Below are 16,946 nucleotides of genomic sequence, written 5' to 3'. Positions count from 1 at the left end.
GGTGGGCGGCTGGAGGATCGCACCGCTCATCGCCGCGTGACCGCGCGGCTCGAACATGAGCAGCGTACGGAGATGGTCCAGGTGCTCGATGAAGTGCAGCCGGCGCTCGGCCATCGTGGCACCGGGGATGACCCCGACACCACCGGTGATCACGCGCGTGGGCATGCCCTCGGTGTGCGAGTCGACCGCGTGGAAGACATGACGGGTGCGCACGGAGTTCCTTTCGACGGACAGCGGAGACGGGATGCGGTGGCGGACGCGGGACGGAACGCGGAGGCGGTCAGCGGAGGCGGTCAGCGGAGGCGGTCAGCCGTGACGGTCGGCGGTGACGTCAGCGGTGGCCGTCGGCGACGGCCTTCTCGGTGGCGATCCGGACCCCGGCCTCGATCGCGCCGGTGAGGGGGTACCGCGGCGGTCGGGTCGGTCCGCCCTGGCGGCCGGCGATGTCCATGGAGAGCTTGATGGACTGGACGAACTCCGTCTTCGAGTCCCAGCGCAGGAGGGAGTGCAGGGACTTGTAGAGCGGTACGGCGGTGGCCAGGTCGCCCGCGACCGCCGCGTGGTACAGCTCGGCGCAGCTCGTGGGGAAGGCGTTGGGGTAGCCGGCGATCCAGCCGACCGCACCGGCGACGGCCAGCTCCAGGAGGACGTCGTCGGCGCCGATCAGGAGGTCGAGCTCCGGGGCGAGCTCGGCGATCTCGTACGCCCTGCGGACGTCACCGCTGAACTCCTTGACGGCGACGATGCTGCCGTCGCGGTGCAGGCGCGCCAGCACGTCGGGCGTGAGGTCGACCTTGGTGTCGATCGGGTTGTTGTACGCGACGATCGGGATGCCTGCCTTGGCGACCTCGCTGTAGTGGGCGCGCACGGCGGCCGGTTCGGCGCGGTACGCGTTGGGCGGCAGGAGCAGGACGGAACCGGCTCCGGCCTCGGCGGCCTGCTCGGCCCAGCGGCGGGACTCGGCGCTGCCGTAGGCGGCGACGCCCGGCATGACCCGCGCCCCGTCACCGGCGGCCGCGACGGCGGTACGGACGACCTGGGCGCGCTCCTCGTCGGTCAGGGTCTGATACTCACCGAGGGAGCCGTTCGGGACGACCCCGTCACAGCCGTTGGCGATCAGCCAGGCCACGTGTTCCGCGTACGCGTCGTAGTCGACCGTGAGGTCCTCGCGGAAGGGGAGGGTGGTGGCGACCATGATGCCGCGCCAGGGTCGGTCGGTGTTCCAGGTGGTGGCGGTCATGTCGACGACCTTTCTATAGTGTGTGACATTTTATTGAAGGGGAAAGGGAAGGGCCGCATGGGCCACTTCCCCTCGTGTCTAAGGGGTTTCGGAGCGCGCGCCGGTCGGTTCGGCCGCCGCATCGCCGAGGGCGGCGAGCGTCGCGAGCGGCACGGGGACGGCGAACGGGCGTCGTTCCGCGGGCGGTTCGGGGGCGTCGCCGCGCGCCGCGAGGCAGGCCACGGCCGTCCCGCACATCCGCCCCTGGCACCAGCCCATGCCGGCTCGCGTGAGGAGCTTGACGGTCCGCGCGTCCCGCGCCCCGAGGTCGTTGACCGCCTCGCGCACACGCCCCGCGGTCACCTCCTCGCAGCGGCACACGTCCGTCTCGTCCTCCAGCCACGCGGACCAGCCGGGGCCCGGCGCGTGCGCGGCGGACATGACGTCCGCGAAGGCCCGCATCCGGTCCCGGCGGCGCCGGAGTTCGCCCACCCGGCCCCCGCCCGCGTCCGCACGGCGGCCGCGCAGCCTGGCGGCGATCGCGCGTCCCGCCAGCTCGCCCTCGGTACGGGCGAGTTCGGCGCCTCCCACGCCACCGGTCTCACCCGCCGCCCACATCCCGGCCACCGAGGTCTCCTGGAGGTCGTCCAGGACGAGACCCAGGGTGCCGTCGGGCAGCGCGCGGGTGGCGCAGCCGATGGCCGTGGCCAGCTCGATCTGGGGCACGAGGCCGTGCCCGACCGCGAGCGCGTCGCAGGCGATCCTGCGACCGGTCCCCGGGACGGGCGTCCAGTCGGCCGCCAGGCGGCTGACGGTGACGGCCTCCACCCGGTCGGCGCCGTGGACCTCGGTGACCGCGCTGTTCGGCAGCACCCGCACGCGGTGCCTGAGCAGGACGGCCCCGTGCACCAGGGCTTCGGCGGCCTTCGCCGGATTGGTCACGAGCGCGCGGGGGTTACGGGCGTACCGCAGGTATCCCGCCGCCTCGACCACCGCCGGAACCCTCGCGCCCGCCGCGGCGAGCGACGAGGCGACGGCGAGCAGCAGAGGGCCGCTGCCGGCGACGACGATGCGCCGTCCGGGCAGCACGAGCCCGGACTTGAGCATGGCCTGCGCCCCTCCGGCACCCACCACGCCGGGCAGGGTCCAGCCGGGGAAGGGCAGTTGGCGCTCGTACGCCCCGGTGGCAAGGAGCAGCGCCCGGGCCCTGATCCGGACGGGTCGCTCCTCGGTGCCGTCCGCGCCGGTGACCGCGTGGAGCGTCCAGTACTCGCCGGGCACACCGGTCTCACCAGCCCCGCCGATCTCACCGATCTCACCGGCCTCACCGGCCCCGCCGGGCTCGCCGGCCCCGTCGGGCCCCCGTACCACGGACCACACGTGGTGCCCGGTCAGGTGGTCGACCGTGCTCGCCCCCAGGCGTCGCCGCAGGTCGGAGAAGGCGGACCAGTCGTGGTGCAGGGCCTCGGGGCGCACCGCCCCCAGGGCGGGTGCCGGGTGGCGGTAGAACTGCCCTCCCGACTGGGTGGAGGTGTCCAGCAGGGCGACGGAGAGCCCGAGTTCGGAGGCGACGACCGCACCGGCGAGCCCTGCGGAACCCGCGCCGACGACCGCGAGGTCGTACGGTTCAGACGGCGAGGCGGTCATGGCCGTGCCCTTCCTGGGTGGTGATCGCGTCGCCGGGGCGGGCGGGGACCAGACAGGCGCGCCGGTTGGGTTCGCCGTTGACGGTGGCGAGGCAGTCGTAGCACTGGCCGATGCCGCAGAACGCGCCGCGCGGCCGCCCCCCTTCCCGGGTGGTGCGCCAGGCCAGGATGCCGGCGCCCCAGAGGGCGGCGGCGACGGTCTGGCCGGGCAGGGCGGGGACGCTCCGGCCGTCGAAGGTGATCTCGAACGGCGGATCGGGCTGTGCCCCGACCAGGTCGGCGGGCGTGCGGGCCACGGGCCCTCCTCTCATGACGGTGCCGGTGGATGCGGGCATCAGGGCGTGGACGTGCCGAACCGTTCGGGGCGGAACGGGGCGATGTCGAGGGGCGGTTCGCCGCCGGTCAGGCAGGCGGCGACGATCTGTCCGGTCACCGGTGCGAGACCGATCCCCGCCCCTTCGTGGCCACAGGCGTGCAGCAGCCCGTGGACGCGCGGGTCGGGCCCGATCGCGGGCAGGTGGTCCGGCAGGTACGGGCGGAAGCCCAGGTAGGTCCGTATGGCCCGTACGGTGCCGAGGACGGGGAAGAGGCCGATGGCCCCGGCGGCGAGTCGGCGCAGGACCTCGGTGGAGAGCGTCCGGTCGAAGCCGACCCGTTCCCTGCTGGCGCCGATGAGGACCGGCCCCGCGGGGGTGCCCTCGACGACCGCCGACGTCTGGAGGGCGGCCGAGCCACTGGCCACGTCGGCCACGTAGTCGGCGGCGTACACCTTGTGGCGCACCACGCGCGGCAGCGGTTCGGTGACGAGGACGAAGCCCCTGCGGGGCAGCACGGGGAGGTGGACGCCCGCGAGTTCGGCGAGGGTACCGCCCCAGGTGCCGGCGGCGTTCACCACGTACGGGGCGTGGAGCTCGCCGGTCGCGGTCCGCACCCCGCGGATCTCTCCGGCGGCGCCGGTGAGGAGGCCGGTGACCTCCTCCCCCAGCCGCAGCCGGACGCGGTCGCCCGCGGCGCGCAGCAGCTGGGCGGCGGCGTGGGCGGGCATCACCTGGGAGTCCTGTGGATAGAGGAAGCCTCCGGCGAGGCCAGGAGCGAGGTGGGGCTCCAGATCATGGAGCCGGTCCCCGGGGACCTCCTGGGCGGTGACGCCCGCCTTCTCCTGACGGGCCGCGAAGTCGCGCAGGGCGCTCATCCCCGACTCGCCGGAGGCGACCACGAGGCCCCCCTTGGCCTCGTACTCGACGTGTGGCGGGAGCACGTCCGCCAGCTCCCGCCACAGGGTGTTGGCGAGGAGGGCGAGTTCGAGCTCCGGTCCCGGCTCCTTGTCGGAGACCAGGAGGTTTCCCTCACCGGCCCCCGTCGTCCCGCCGGCGACGGAACCGCGGTCGACGACGGTGACGGAGAGGCCGACGTGGGCGGCATAGTAGGCGCAGGCCGCGCCGACGACGCCGGCGCCGACGACGATGACATCCGAGGGTTTTCTCGTGGGCACGTCAGTAATATTTCACATTGCACTGACGTTGCCAAGACCCGAAACGGAGCATTCCACTCGCCGGGCGCTCTCCCGAGCACCGCCCGGACACGGATGAGTAACGGACTCCCCGATACCTTGTCAGTGCAATTTCACATTACTATGTTACAGGTCACATTCCAGCCATCGGGGCTGTCCGACCGCTCTCTCGGAGTGACCTATGAACAAGCGCACATACACCTCGGCCACCGCTCTGGTGACGGCCCTCGCCCTCGGTGCGACCGGCTGTTCCGACGGCAAGAAGTCCGACGGCACCCGGGACCGCGGCAAGAACCCGGCGCTCTCCAACAGCGGCGCGATGGTGGGCGGGACACCGCAGAAGGGCGGCACGCTGAACGTCCTGTCGAACCAGGACTTCACCCACCTCGACCCGGCCCGCAACTGGGTGGTGGGCGACATGGACTTCGGCACGCGTCTGCTCTACCGCACCCTCCTCACGTACAAGGCCGCGCCCGGCACGAAGGGAGGGGAGCTCACGACCGACCTCGCCGAGGACCTCGGTGTCTCCTCCAACGGCGCCAAGACCTGGACCTTCAAGCTGAAGCCCGGCCTGAAGTACGAGGACGGCACCCCGATCACCGCCCAGGACGTCAAGTACAACGTGGAGCGGTCCTTCTCCCCCGACCTGCCCGGCGGCCCCGACTACGCGGCCCGCTACCTCGTCGGCGCCGAGGGCTACCAGGGCCCCGCGCAGGGCAAGCACCTCGCCTCCGTGAAGACCCCGGACGACCGCACGATCGTCTTCGAGCTCCGCAAGCCCTTCGCCGAGTTCCCGTACGCGACGGTGCTGCCCACCTTCAGCCCCGTGCCCAAGTCCCAGGACAAGGGCCCGCAGTACGACAGCCGGCCCTTCTCCTCCGGCCCGTACAAGATCGAGTCGTACGCCCGGGACAAGCAGATGGTCCTCGTGCGCAACACCCACTGGAGCGCCGCCACGGACACCGTGCGCAAGGCGTACCCGGACCGGATCGTCGTCACCATGGGCCTCAAGGCCAACCAGATCGACGACCGCCTCATCGCCTCCGCCGGCGGCGACGCCTCCTCCGTCGCCTGGGCCTCGCTCCGCCCCGAGTCCACGCCCAAGGTGCTCACCAAGCCGGACGTCAGGGCACGTCTCCTCGCCGAGTCGACCAGCTGCACCGAGATGGTCCAGATGCACACCGGTCGCGCGCCGTTCGACAACGTCAAGGTGCGCCAGGCCGTGCAGTACGCCCTCGACCGCGAGGCTCTCGTCACCGCCACCGGCGGCCCCGCGCTCAACGACCCGGCCACCGCGCTCATGCCCGGCCTGCTCTTCCCCGGCGGCAAGCAGCCCGACACCCTGAAGATCCCGCTCACCGGAGACGTCGAAAAGGCGAAGCAGCTCCTCAAGGAGGCGGGCAAGGCCGGCGGCATCTCCACCAGCGTCACCGTCTCCGCCGGCGACAAGGCCATCGGTGAGGCGATCCAGCAGTCCCTGGGCCGCGCCGGGATCAAGGTCACCATCGAGACCGTCGACCCGTCCGCCTTCTACGACACGATCGGCGACACCAAGAACCGCACGGACCTCGCCTACACCGGCTGGTGTCCGGACTTCCCCTCCGGCTCGACCTTCCTGCCCTTCGTCTTCGACGGCCGCTACATCAAGGAGAAGGGCAACTCCGGCAACCACTCGCTCTTCCGTGACGACGCCACGATGAAGCGCATGGACGAGATCGCCGCGATGACCGACTCCCAGAAGGCGAACAAGGCGTGGCACGAGCTCGACGCCCAGATCCTCGCCAAGGCCCCCACCGCTCCCGCCGTCGTCGAGCGCAAGCCGCTGCTGATCGGCACCAACATCGCGGGCGCCTACGGCCACACCTCCTTCGGCGGACAGATCGACTACGCGACGGTCGGTCTCAAGGACCCCGCGAAGAGCGCGAACTGAAGGACGTCGCCCCGATGACCACCACGCCCACCACCTCCGCCACGTCTCCACCGAGTGGCGCCTCTCCCCCGGTCACCGCCGCCCCCGCCGTACGCTCCGGCAGCGGTCCCTGGCAGCTCGCCCGCGCGGAACTGCGCCGGCGTACGTCCGTGAAGCTCTCGCTCGTCGTGGTCGCGTTCTTCGCGCTCCTGACCGTGGCCGCCCCGCTGATCGGCTCGCTCGGCGGCTGGGGCCCCGAGGAGTTCGACAAGAGCGCCGTCGATCCGTACCTGGGCGGCCTGCCCATCGGGCCGCTGGGCGGCGTCTCGGCCGAGCACTGGCTCGGCGTCGAACCCGTCACCGGCCGCGACCTGTTCGCCCGCGTGGTGCACGGCGGCCAGGTCTCGCTGCTCATCGCGTTCTCGGCGACGGCGATCGTCGTCGTCGTCGGGACCGCGGCCGGTATCGCCGCGGGCTACTTCGGCGGCCGCGTCGACACCGTGCTGTCCCGGCTGATGGACCTCACCATGTCCTTCCCGTCCCTCATCTTCATGATCGCGATGATGTCGGTGGCCCGGGACGTCAACCGGATCGTCCTGATGACCGCCGTCATCGGCCTCTTCGGCTGGCCCGGCATCGCCCGGGTCGTCCGCGGCCAGACCCTGTCGCTCAAGCACCGCGAGTACGTCGACGCCGCCCGCGTCGGCGGCTCCGGCCCCTGGCGGATCCTCGCCCGCGACATCCTGCCAGGCGTCGCCGGTCCGGTCATCGCGTACACCACGCTGATCATCCCCGGGATGATCGCCACCGAGGCGGCGCTCAGCTACCTCGGTGTGGGCGTCCGCCCGCCGACCCCGTCCTGGGGCCAGATGATCGCCGAGAGCGTCGCGTACTACGACACGGACCCCATGTACTTCCTCGTCCCGAGCCTCTGCCTCTTCCTCACCGTGCTCGCGTTCACCCTGCTCGGCGACGCGCTGCGCGACATCCTCGACCCGAGAGGCAGCGGCACGTGATCCTCTACCTCGGCCGCCGGCTCCTGGGCGTCCTCGGCGTCCTCCTCGCCATCGCCGCCGTCACCTTCACCATCTTCTACGTCCTGCCCTCCGACCCGGCCGCCGCCGCCTGCGGCAAGTCGTGCAGCGCCGACCGGCTGGAGGCGATCCGCGCCAACATGGGCCTCGACGCCCCGCTGTGGCGGCAGTTCACCGACTTCGTCACCGGCATCTTCACCGGCCGCACGATGGGCACCGGCCAGTACGCCCTGGAGTGCGACTTCCCGTGCCTGGGCTACTCGTACGAGAACAGCCAGAGCGTGTGGGACCTGCTCGTGGACCGGCTGCCCGTCTCGGCCTCACTGGCCCTGGGCGCCGCCGCGATCTGGCTGGTCCTCGGGCTCACCGCGGGCGTCACCGCCGCCCTCCACAAGGACACGCTCACCGACCGGGCCCTGATGGTCGGCGCGGTCGCCGCGGCCTCGCTGCCGGTCTACTTCACCTCGGTGCTGCTGATCTTCGGACTCATCCGGGTGCTGGGGCTGCTGCCCTACCCGCAGTACGTGGCCTTCGGCGACGATCCGCTGTCCTGGGCCACCAACCTGCTGCTCCCCTGGCTGGCGCTCGCGATCCTGTACGCCGCGATGTACGCGCGACAGAGCCGCAGTTCGATGATCGAGTCCATGGCGGAGCCGTACATCCGCACCGCCCGCGCCAAGGGCCTCCCGCGCCGCACGGTCGTCGTCAAGCACGGGCTGCGCGCGGGCATGACGCCCATCCTGACCATCTTCGGCATGGATCTGGGCGGTCTCCTCGCGGGGGCCGTGATCACCGAGTCCATCTTCGGACTGCCCGGCGTCGGCCGCCTCTTCTACGGCGCCCTGTCCAGCGGGGACCAGCCGGTCATCCTCGGGGTCACCCTGCTCGCCGCCACCTTCATCGTCGTCGCCAATCTGGCCGTCGACCTGCTGTACGCCGTCGTCGACCCCCGAGTGAGGTACTGATGGCCGCCCACACCCCCGGCCCCGCCTCCCTGCTGTCGGTACGGGACCTCACGGTCACCTTCCCGACGAAGCGCGGCCCCGTCCGGGCCGTCGACTCCCTCGCCTTCGACGTGCTGCCCGGCCGGACCCTCGGCATCGTCGGCGAGTCCGGCTCCGGGAAGTCCGTGACCTCGCTGGCCGTCATGGGCCTGCACACGAGCGCCGAGGTCACCGGCTCGGTCCGGCTCGACGGACGCGAGCTGATCGGCCTCTCCGACCGCGAGCTCAACGGGCTGCGCGGCCGGCGGATGGCCATGATCTTCCAGGACCCGCTGTCCAGCCTGCACCCCTACTACACGGTCGGGGAGCAGATCGCCGAGCACCACCGGGTCCACTTCGGCTCCCGCCGCGCGGCCGCCCGCGAGCGGGCCGTCGAGGCGCTCGGCGAGGTCGGCATCCCCGAACCGCGCCGCCGGGCGGGCGAGTACCCCCACCAGTTCTCGGGCGGGATGCGCCAGCGCGTGATGATCGCGATGGCCCTGTCCTGCGAACCGGATCTGCTGATCGCCGACGAGCCGACGACCGCTCTGGACGTCACCGTCCAGGCCCAGATCCTGGAGCTGATCGCCCGGATCCAGCAGGAACGGGGACTCGCCGTCGTCATGATCACGCACGATCTGGGCGTGGTCGCCCGGGTGGCCCACGACGTCCTGGTGATGTACGGCGGCCGGGCCGCCGAACACGCCCCGGTGGACTCCCTCTTCGCCTCCCCCGCCCACCCCTACACCCGCGGCCTGCTCGACTCGCTGCCCCGGCTCGACGACGAGGACGACGCCCCGCTGCGCGCGATACCGGGCAGCCCGCCGTCCCTGCTCGATCCCGCGCCGGGCTGCGCGTTCGCGCCCCGCTGCCCCCGGGCGGCCGCCGGCTCCGAGGAGGAGCGGGCGCGGTGCGCGGGCGAACGCCCGCTGCTCGTCGGCCCGGAGGGGCATCCGGCCGCCTGCCACTTCCCCGCGTACGAAGGCGTCGCCTCATGACCACGACCACCACCGCGGCCTCGGGCGCGGGCACGAGCACGACCACCACGCCCCTGCTCAGCGTGCGGGACCTGACGATGACCTTCCCGGGCCGCCGGGCCCGCTCGGCGCCCGTCCGGGCAGTCGACGGCATCGGCTTCGACGTGGCGGCGGGCGAGACCCTGGGGCTCGTCGGCGAGTCCGGCTGCGGCAAGTCGACCACCGGCCGCATGATCGTGCGGCTCCTGGAACCGACCGCCGGCTCCGTCTCGTACGACGGTCGCGACATCAGCCATCTCTCGCAGCGGGAGCTCAAACCGCTGCGCCGCGACCTCCAGATGGTCTTCCAGGACCCGCACTCCTCCCTCAACCCCCGCCAGACCGTGGCCCGGATCATCTCCGATCCCCTGATGGTGCAGGGGAGTTCGGCGGCCGACGCCCGCAAGCGGGCCGTGGAGCTGATGGATCTGGTCGGGCTCATACCGGAACACATCGACCGCTATCCGCACGAGTTCTCCGGCGGTCAGGCGCAGCGCATCGGCATCGCCCGGTCCCTGGCGACCAGCCCGCGGCTCGTCGTCGCCGACGAACCCGTCTCCGCGCTCGACGTCTCCGTCCAGGCGCAGATCGTCAACCTGATGGAACGGCTCCAGCGCGAACTGGGACTCGCCTATCTCTTCATCGCCCACGACCTCTCGGTCGTCAAGCGGGTCTGCGACCGGGTGGCGGTGATGTACCTGGGCCGGATCGTGGAGATCGGGGTGAAGGAGCGGGTGTACGCGGCTCCCGCGCACCCCTACACACGGGCGCTGCTGTCCGCCGTACCGCTGCCCGACCCGGCGGCCGAGCGGGCCAGGGAACGGATCACGCTGCTCGGTGACCCGCCGAGCCCGGCCGCTCCGCCGCCCGGCTGCACCTTCCATCCGCGCTGCCCCAAGGCGCAGGACATCTGCCGGACGGAGGCGCCGCTGCTGCGGATCGCCTCCCCCGGCGAGGCGCGGCAGGTCGCCTGCCACTTCCCGGAGGCCGCCTGAGCATGCCGAACGCCCCGGTCCCGCGTGCGCGGGGCCGGGGCGTTCGGGGTGACCGGGGCCGATCGGCGGTCGGTGGTCAGGGATCGGCGGGCGGCGGTCGGCGGTCAGGGACCGGCGGTCATGGATCGGCGGTCGGCGGTCAGGGATCGGCGGCCGGGCTAGGGCGCGGCGAGTGCCGCCTCGTACAGGGCGCCGGCCACCGCGAGGTCCTCCCAGGCCATGCCGACGCTCTTGAAGAACCGCGGGTGCTCGGTCGTGGGGGTGCGGCGGCCGGTCACCAGGTCGGCGATGTTCCCCACGACGTGGTCCTCCTCGATCGCCCCCTCGGCCGTGGGGACGAGCAGGTCGCCGGCCTCGCGCAGGGCCGCCGAGCGCGCCTCGACGTACACCTCGGAGCGGGCCACCAGCCCGGTGTCCGTCTCCCGGGCGTCCGGTTCGTGCGAGCCGACGGCGACGACGGTGGCGCCGGAGGCCACGAGGGCTCCGTCGAAGAGGGGCGTGCGGGCGGTGGTGCAGCAGATGACGAGGTCGGCCTTGGCCACGTCGTCGGGCGTGCCGGTACGGGCGAGGACGCCGAGCGTCCGCGCGTAGCCGGCGAGGGCGCGCGCGCCGATCTGGTTGCGCCCGAAGACGATCGCCTCGGAGACCTGGCGTACGGCGAGGACGGCTTCCAGGTGCCCGTACGCCTGCGGGCCGGTGCCGAAGAGGACGAGGCGCAGGGGCCGGCCCGCGGGGGTCAGATGGCGTACGGCGAGGGCGGAGACGGCCGGGGTGCGCAGCTCGGTGAGGGCGGCGCCGTCGAGGAGGGCGAGCGGCCGTAGGTTCGCGCCGTCGAGGAGCAGGTAGGAGCCGGTGATGCGGGGCAGGCCCGTGGCGGCGTTGCCGGGGGCCACGCCGGCGATCTTGACTCCGGCGTACGGGCCGAAGGCGGCGGGCATGAGGAGGAGTTCGCCCGCGGGGACGGGGACGGCGGTGCGGGCCGGTCCTTCCTCCGGGTCGAGTCCGGAGCGCAGGACGTCGGCCAGGACGTCGATCGCCGCGGCCGGGCCCATCAGGCGGGCCATGGTCGCGGCGTCGATCTGGGTCAGGTGCGTCACAGCAGGAACCCCGTCCCGAGGTCGTCGTGCGGTTCGAGGAGGAAGGTGTGGGTGCCGGTGCGGTACGCGGTTCCGGTGACCTCGGTGATTCCCCCGGGCAGCAGGCGGCCGGTGAACACGGTGCCCGCCACGGATTCGTGCGTCAGGGTCTCGCCGGGGGCGAGGCGCCCGTCGGCGGCGAGCAGGGCGAGACGGGCGGAGGTGCCGGATCCGCAGGGCGAGCGGTCGATCTGGCCGTCGGCGAAGACGGTGACGTTGCGCTGGCGCGGGCCGGTGGTCGTCGAGTCGGTCTCGGGCCGGCCCTCGGGCAGGTCCTCGGGCAGGTCCTCGGGCAGGTCCTCGTACCGGCCCTCGGGCAGGTCCTCGTACAGGATGACGCCGTATACGCCGGAGAGGAGCGGGTCGCCGGCGTGCCGGGTGGCCGGGTGGTCGGCGAGTGCGGCGCGGATCTCCTGGCCGGCGCGGACGAGCGCGGGCAGGGCCGCCCTGGTGGTGTCGAGGCCCAGGTCGGCGGCGGCGACGGAGGCGTAACAGGCGCCGGAGTGGGCGAGGTCGACCTCGACGGCTCCGAAGGAGGTCGTGACGGCGACCTTGCGCGCGGCGACGAAGGTCGGGACGTTGCGGAAGGTGACCCCGGTGGTGCGGCCGGCCGCGCGGTGCACGGTCGCGGTGACGCGGCCCGAGGGCACGTCGATCCGGACGGCGACGTCGCCGTCGTCGGGGGCCGGGACGCGGCCGGTGTCGACGGCCCACGCGCCGAGCGCCATGGTGCCGTGGCCGCACGCCGTGGAGTAGCCGTCCTTGTGCCAGAACAACACGCCGAAGTGGGCGCCGTCGTCGTCGGCCGGGACGACGAAGCCGCCGTACATGCCGGCGTGTCCGCGGGGTTCCTGGACCAGGAGGCGGCGCACGTCGTCGAGCGGTCCCGGGCGCGGGTCCGTGGCCGTGCCGCCGGGGCCGAGGGCGGTGGCGCGGCGTTCGGCGACGGTGTCGCCGGGGATCGGTGGGAGATCCCGGTCGACGATCCTGAAGGGTTCGCCTGCGGCGTGGTAGTCGGTGGTGCGCACGGAGTGCGGGGTGGTGCTCACGAGGTACGGCCTCCGGAAAACGGGTTCGGGGGAACGTGCGGGTGACGCCGAAAAGCGGAAGCCGGGCCGGCCCCTCCCCCGTGGGTGAGGCCGGCCCGGACAGCGGGGGTCAGCTGCGCAGGGGGCCCTCACAGCTGAAGCTCGACGTGCCCGCGACCTTCGTGGACCAGATGTCGATCGGTCCGAAGGAACAGTTCATGTCGGCGAGGTTGTTCGAGGCGGCGCCCGCGCGGTCGAGGATGAAGTAGTCGACCGTCTCGGACATGTCCTTGAAGTTCTGGTCCTCGCTGGACCAGTTGGACAGGTTGGCGGTGATCCGGCCGGTGCAGGTGAACCGGCGCTTGCCCGGGTCGCCGTTCTCGACGCAGTCGGGGTTGTTCTGGGTGGCCGTGGCGAAGGTGGACTTCACGTTCGCGAGCGCGGAGTCGCGGAGCTGGGCGTTGGGCGTGTAGGTGGTGTTGGGGACGAACAGCTCGTCGACCTTGGCGATCTGCTTGTCGAGGAAGAGGTTGTACCCGCGCTGGATGTTGGCGTCGGAGGCCATCCGGACGCGCCACGCGTCGTACGCCTGGACGTCGTTGGCCCGCAGGTGCCGGTACATCTCGCGGAGGAGGGAGGGCCGCTCGGTCCAGAGGTACTCGAAGAAGGTGCCGGCGTAGCTGTAGAAGCGGAAGCCGTCGCCGGCGTAGGTGGCGTTGACGATCTGGCTCACGCTCATGCGCGGGCCGCCGCGCGAGGTGTCGTTGATGACGCTGCTGACGAGCGACTTGCGGACGGCGATGCCGTTGTCGCGGGTGGCTCCGTCGAAGAACTCGGCCGTGCCCTCGTCCATGAAGGTGGTGCGGTCGTTCTTGTACCACTCGCCCTGGCCGAAGGAGCCGTGGACGGCGAAACGGCCGTTGAGGTAGTGGACGTACTCGTGGCGGAAGAGCTCTTCGAGGGTGAGGGAGGAGTCCTGCGGGACGCGCCGCTGGTACGTGTAGAAGGTGGCGCCGCGCTCGATGTAGATGCCGCCGTTGTTGGTGTCCATGCCGGTCAGGACGGGGTGGTAGTTCTCGTAGTCCGCGCGGGAGGCGTAGAGCACGATGTTCAGGGTGGTGTTGGTGTCACCGGCGACGGGCACCTCGCTGCCGACGACGCGGTGGAACTGCGCCTTGACCAGCTTGCTGGCGTAGTAGAGCTGGTCGACGGTGGTCCGGTCGAGCCCGGTGCGGACCTTGATGGCGCCGCTGTCGTAGGAGTACGTGTACGGGAAGATCCGCTTCTCGATGTCCTCCTTGCACACGCCGTACGGCTTGCAGGCCTCGTAGAAGTTGAGCCACGAGACGATCTTCGCCCACTGCGGGCTGCCGCTGCCGAACGTGTTGACGACCGTGCCGAGCAGGCCGCCGAGTTCGGCGACGATCTCCGTCTTGAGGCTCTCGACCTGGCCGAAGCGGCCGTACTCGCCGAGGGCGTCACGGGCCACCCAGGCGTTGACGGTGCCCTTCAGGTGCCCGTAGTTCGCGAAGGCTTTGAAGACGGCGCGGTACGACGGGTCGGCGACGACGGCGGCGTGGAAGGCGGAGTCCTGGTTGCCCGGGTAGACGCCGAGGTAGTTGACGGAGAGCGCGGCCAGCGCGGCACCCGCCCAGGCGGGGTCCAGGTTGGTGGCGGTGTGGGACGGGTCCATGGTGGCCAGGACCCGCTTGACCAGGCCGAGCTGGTGCTGGCGCAGGCCGGGGCCGCTCGCGGCGTTGAGGGCCTCGCGCAGGGTGTTCGCGTTGCTCCTCGTGACGTCGAAGGTCCGCGCGGCGTTGCCGAAGGCGGTGACGGCCTGGGTGATCGCGTTCACGGTGGGCGCGTCGGTGGTGTCGATCTCACCGCGCGAGAAGTCGTGGTACACGACGGCGTGCAGGTACGTGAACATCTCCTCCAGGTGCGAGGAGTTCTTGCCGTCGTGGTGGGCGGCCAGGCTCGATATGCGACGGGAGACGGCCTGCACGTGGGCGTCGGACATCACGGGGGTCAGCCGGGCGTCCCACTTCCAGATGAGGCCGTTCAGACAGCCCTCGACCGTGACCGCCGGGTCGGCGAGGAAGTCGGCGAACTGCTCCGGGGAGAGGCCGGTGATCCCGTCGAGCGTGCAGGGCACGCCCGCCGCGGTGGTGCCGGCCGCCTCGGCGGTCGTCCGCGCGGCGGAGGCGGTGGCCTTGGCCGTCGTCTTGGTGGCGGACTCGGCGGTGGCCTTGGCCTTTCCGGGGACGCGACCGGCGGCGAGACCGCCCGGGGCCGGCGCGGGCCCGAAGGTGTTGCCGGGAGCGGTGGCGAGATGCTCGACCTCGTCGAAGGGGTTGGCCGCGGCCTTGGCCTGCGGCGCCGCCGGGCCGGCCACCGGGGCCACCGGGGCGGGCTGCCTCTCGGTGTCGGCCGCGGACACGACGGACTGACCGGCGGAGGCCAGGAGGGTGACCGTGATGGCGGAGGCGAGCAGGGACGAGCGCACACGTGTCTGGAGAGACAACAGAACTCCTGCTGTTGAGGGGGGTGAATGCGGGGATCGACAAGCAAGAACAGCTCTGGTTCGCACGGTGTATGACGGCGGTTCATCACCCCGTGTGCGCTGTAACATAGTAATGTGAAATTGCACTGACAACCCCTCTGGCGGCACCAGTTACCCCGGGACGGCCGAGCCCTTCCCCCAAGCCGGGCCAATCCCCCGCATATCAGGGTGGCCGAGCGGGGCGCGCTTCGGCTGCGGCAGCGGCGATCGGCCCATCGCGACGCGACGCGGAGCCCCACGCGCCCCCACCGTCACTCACGTCCCGGGGACCACATAGCCTCATCTCACGACGAGACGGCGGGGTACGCGGTGCCGGCCGCAGCACGAGCGGGGAACGGAAGATGACTGAGCCACCGGGTGGGGACGCCCACCCCGATCCCGCGACCGTGCGTGTGTTCATCGCCCTCGCTCCGCCCGACGAGGCGAAGGACGAACTGGCCCACGCGCTGCACCCCGCCTACGACGCGTACCCGCGCATGCGGTGGAACCGCATCGAGGACTGGCACATCACGCTGGCGTTCCTCGGGGAGCTCCCCGTCACGGCCGTGCCGCTCCTGCGACCCCCGCTCGCGCGCCTCGCGGCGGCCCGAAGCCCCCTGGAGCTGGGGCTGGTCGGCGGCGGGCACTTCGACGAGCGGGTGCTGTGGAGCGGCATCGACGGGGACGTCGAAGGATTGCAGCAGCTCGCCGCCGAGGTGCGAGCCGTGGTGCGGGAGTGTGGTGTCGCCTTCCAGGAGCGGACGCTCCGCCCCCATCTGACGCTGGCCCGCGCGCGCCGCGACGACACCGCGAGCGTGGTGGAGGCCGCCGCCCACCTGGCCGGGTTCACCGGCCGCAGATGGCGGGCGGAACGCCTCCACCTCGTCGGAAGCAACTTCGGCCGCGGCCCGGCACCGATCCGCTACCGCGACATCGAGGCCTGGACGTTCGGCGGGTCCTGAGCCCCGGAGCTGGGCCGGCACCAGCCTGCTCGCCGGGACCGCCGCGGTCGCAGTCGTCGCCCCCGACCGCCGCGAACTCCCCCTGGCGGGGCGCCCTGACGTGATCCGGGAGCTCATGAACCTGCTGGCGTCCCGCGGTCTCTCGCATCCGCCTGCCGTCCTGGATCTCCGCGAGCGCCGGATGAGCGCGCTCGCGGGGACGGTCATGGACGTCGTACGGCACGGCGGTACGGACGCGCTCGCGGCCCGGAACACCTTCTAGGAGACGAATCCCACGACACCGAACCCCGGGCGCGACTCCACGTGGCGGAGCCAGCCCATGACGTCCATGACGGCGTCGACGACCTCGGTCTCCAGGGGCGGCGCGTGGCCCGCCTGCTTGGTCTGTTCGAACTGGGCCAGCGCCTCCAGGCACCGGTCGTGCGTCCACTCGCCGCAGCGCGGCAGGTCGGAGGACGGAACGCCCACGGGGAAGCCGCCGTAGGAGCCGAAGTCCGCCAACGAGACGGCCGTGATCCGCAGGGCGCGCAGCCCCTCGTCGACCAGCTCCAGCCAGTCGCCGCGGAACGGGCTGAAGCAGGAGTTGTCGAGGAAGGACCCGGTCAGGGAGCAGAGGCGCTTGTAGGCGTAGCCGTACTGGAAGGCGTACCGGCCGCCCTCGGGGAAGGGCCCGCCGTGGACGACCGTCCGCAACGCCTCGTAGGCGGTGGGGGCGCCCTCCGCTATCTCGGAGGAGAACCAGCTGTCGTCGGACGCCAGGTCGTCGCCGAAGCTTTCGCGGATGACCTGGAGCAGCTGGTCGTCCCGCGAGCCGACGAAGGCGCGCGCGGCCTTGGGGTCGATCAGGTACACACTGAGGGAGGAACTCATGTGATCACGTTAACCACCGGCGCTGACAACGGGATCACGGGCCCGGGCCGGCCACCTCCGGGTGCGGCCCCACGGGCGTACGAGCCGCCGGTGGGG

The 16,946-nt window shown here is 72.1% G+C and carries 16 protein-coding genes; 7 read left to right on the top strand and 9 right to left on the bottom strand.

Annotated elements, in window-relative coordinates:
* The 5 genes from ACFWWU_RS35675 to ACFWWU_RS35655 all read right to left on the bottom strand — a co-directional run.
* Window positions 1-213: proline racemase family protein (locus ACFWWU_RS35675; protein ID WP_384152828.1), on the bottom strand; the 213-nt coding region annotated here is incomplete at its 3' end.
* Window positions 214-331: 118 nt separating this feature from the next.
* A complete protein-coding gene (locus tag ACFWWU_RS35670) occupies window positions 332-1,240 on the bottom strand; it encodes a dihydrodipicolinate synthase family protein (protein WP_384152825.1) in 909 nt (302 codons plus the stop codon).
* A 78-nt stretch (window positions 1,241-1,318) separates the two neighbouring features.
* Window positions 1,319-2,866: an NAD(P)/FAD-dependent oxidoreductase gene (locus ACFWWU_RS35665; RefSeq protein WP_384152822.1), complete on the bottom strand. Its 1,548-nt coding sequence runs from the start codon at window positions 2,864-2,866 to the stop codon at window positions 1,319-1,321.
* Complete coding sequence (locus tag ACFWWU_RS35660; RefSeq protein WP_384152819.1) at window positions 2,847-3,161, bottom strand: (2Fe-2S)-binding protein; 315 nt, start codon at window positions 3,159-3,161, stop codon at window positions 2,847-2,849. The genes ACFWWU_RS35665 and ACFWWU_RS35660 overlap by 20 nt, the downstream gene beginning before the upstream one ends.
* Before the next feature lie 38 nt (window positions 3,162-3,199).
* On the bottom strand, window positions 3,200-4,357 hold the full coding sequence (locus ACFWWU_RS35655; protein ID WP_384152816.1) for an NAD(P)/FAD-dependent oxidoreductase: 1,158 nt from the start codon (window positions 4,355-4,357) through the stop codon (window positions 3,200-3,202).
* Window positions 4,358-4,556: 199 nt separating this feature from the next.
* Here ACFWWU_RS35655 and ACFWWU_RS35650 point away from each other — a divergent pair, with 199 nt between their 5' ends.
* Genes ACFWWU_RS35650 through ACFWWU_RS35630 form a run of 5 tightly spaced genes read left to right on the top strand, consistent with a single transcriptional unit; the run spans window position 4,557 to window position 10,312 of the window.
* A complete protein-coding gene (locus tag ACFWWU_RS35650) occupies window positions 4,557-6,305 on the top strand; it encodes an ABC transporter substrate-binding protein (protein ID WP_384152813.1) in 1,749 nt (582 codons plus the stop codon).
* 14 nt (window positions 6,306-6,319) lie between these two features.
* Window positions 6,320-7,300, top strand: a complete 981-nt coding sequence (locus tag ACFWWU_RS35645) for an ABC transporter permease (protein ID WP_384152810.1) — start codon at window positions 6,320-6,322, stop codon at window positions 7,298-7,300.
* On the top strand, window positions 7,297-8,283 hold the full coding sequence (locus ACFWWU_RS35640) for an ABC transporter permease (protein WP_384152807.1): 987 nt from the start codon (window positions 7,297-7,299) through the stop codon (window positions 8,281-8,283). Before ACFWWU_RS35645 ends, ACFWWU_RS35640 begins: the two co-directional genes overlap by 4 nt.
* Window positions 8,283-9,299, top strand: a complete 1,017-nt coding sequence (locus ACFWWU_RS35635) for an ABC transporter ATP-binding protein (protein ID WP_384152804.1) — start codon at window positions 8,283-8,285, stop codon at window positions 9,297-9,299. Before ACFWWU_RS35640 ends, ACFWWU_RS35635 begins: the two co-directional genes overlap by 1 nt.
* Window positions 9,296-10,312 carry an ABC transporter ATP-binding protein gene (locus ACFWWU_RS35630; protein ID WP_384152801.1) on the top strand — a complete coding sequence of 339 codons (1,017 nt, stop codon included), beginning with the start codon at window positions 9,296-9,298 and terminating at the stop codon, window positions 10,310-10,312. The genes ACFWWU_RS35635 and ACFWWU_RS35630 overlap by 4 nt, the downstream gene beginning before the upstream one ends.
* Before the next feature lie 158 nt (window positions 10,313-10,470).
* On the opposite strand, the gene ACFWWU_RS35625 is transcribed toward ACFWWU_RS35630, so the two are convergent.
* From ACFWWU_RS35625 to ACFWWU_RS35615, 3 genes are all read right to left on the bottom strand, one after another.
* Window positions 10,471-11,409 (bottom strand): ornithine cyclodeaminase family protein, encoded by a 939-nt coding sequence (locus ACFWWU_RS35625; protein WP_384152798.1) that lies wholly within the window; start codon window positions 11,407-11,409, stop codon window positions 10,471-10,473.
* Window positions 11,406-12,497, bottom strand: a complete 1,092-nt coding sequence (locus ACFWWU_RS35620; RefSeq protein ID WP_384152795.1) for a proline racemase family protein — start codon at window positions 12,495-12,497, stop codon at window positions 11,406-11,408. The genes ACFWWU_RS35625 and ACFWWU_RS35620 overlap by 4 nt, the downstream gene beginning before the upstream one ends.
* 109 nt (window positions 12,498-12,606) lie before the next feature.
* Window positions 12,607-15,000, bottom strand: a complete 2,394-nt coding sequence (locus tag ACFWWU_RS35615; RefSeq protein ID WP_384152792.1) for a collagenase — start codon at window positions 14,998-15,000, stop codon at window positions 12,607-12,609.
* Between the two features lie 380 nt (window positions 15,001-15,380).
* Here ACFWWU_RS35615 and thpR point away from each other — a divergent pair, with 380 nt between their 5' ends.
* Window positions 15,381-15,980, top strand: coding sequence for an RNA 2',3'-cyclic phosphodiesterase (gene thpR, locus ACFWWU_RS35610; RefSeq protein ID WP_384152789.1), 600 nt, complete (start codon window positions 15,381-15,383; stop codon window positions 15,978-15,980).
* 115 nt (window positions 15,981-16,095) lie between these two features.
* Window positions 16,096-16,242 carry a hypothetical protein gene (locus ACFWWU_RS35605; protein WP_384152786.1) on the top strand — a complete coding sequence of 49 codons (147 nt, stop codon included), beginning with the start codon at window positions 16,096-16,098 and terminating at the stop codon, window positions 16,240-16,242.
* Here ACFWWU_RS35605 and ACFWWU_RS35600 read toward each other — a convergent pair.
* Complete coding sequence (locus ACFWWU_RS35600) at window positions 16,239-16,850, bottom strand: hypothetical protein (protein ID WP_384152783.1); 612 nt, start codon at window positions 16,848-16,850, stop codon at window positions 16,239-16,241. The genes ACFWWU_RS35605 and ACFWWU_RS35600 overlap by 4 nt on opposite strands.
* Between the last annotated feature and the right edge of the window lie 96 nt (window positions 16,851-16,946).

The organism is Streptomyces sp. NPDC058650 (assembly GCF_042717315.1).
GTDB lineage: Bacteria > Actinomycetota > Actinomycetes > Streptomycetales > Streptomycetaceae > Streptomyces.
Note: the sequence above shows the minus strand (reverse complement) of the source record. Positions and strands in the feature narration are given on the sequence as shown.

Bases quoted from the DNA above. Each gene is read 5' to 3' on its own strand.
- ACFWWU_RS35670 (WP_384152825.1), bottom strand. From the start codon at position 1,240: ATGACCGCCACCACCTGGAACACCGACCGACCCTGGCGCGGCATCATG.
- ACFWWU_RS35665 (WP_384152822.1), bottom strand. From the start codon at position 2,866: ATGACCGCCTCGCCGTCTGAACCGTACGACCTCGCGGTCGTCGGCGCG.
- ACFWWU_RS35650 (WP_384152813.1), top strand. From the start codon at position 4,557: ATGAACAAGCGCACATACACCTCGGCCACCGCTCTGGTGACGGCCCTC.
- ACFWWU_RS35645 (WP_384152810.1), top strand. From the start codon at position 6,320: ATGACCACCACGCCCACCACCTCCGCCACGTCTCCACCGAGTGGCGCC.
- ACFWWU_RS35635 (WP_384152804.1), top strand. From the start codon at position 8,283: ATGGCCGCCCACACCCCCGGCCCCGCCTCCCTGCTGTCGGTACGGGAC.
- ACFWWU_RS35630 (WP_384152801.1), top strand. From the start codon at position 9,296: ATGACCACGACCACCACCGCGGCCTCGGGCGCGGGCACGAGCACGACC.
- thpR (WP_384152789.1), top strand. From the start codon at position 15,381: ATGACTGAGCCACCGGGTGGGGACGCCCACCCCGATCCCGCGACCGTG.
- ACFWWU_RS35605 (WP_384152786.1), top strand. From the start codon at position 16,096: ATGAACCTGCTGGCGTCCCGCGGTCTCTCGCATCCGCCTGCCGTCCTG.
- ACFWWU_RS35600 (WP_384152783.1), bottom strand. From the start codon at position 16,850: ATGAGTTCCTCCCTCAGTGTGTACCTGATCGACCCCAAGGCCGCGCGC.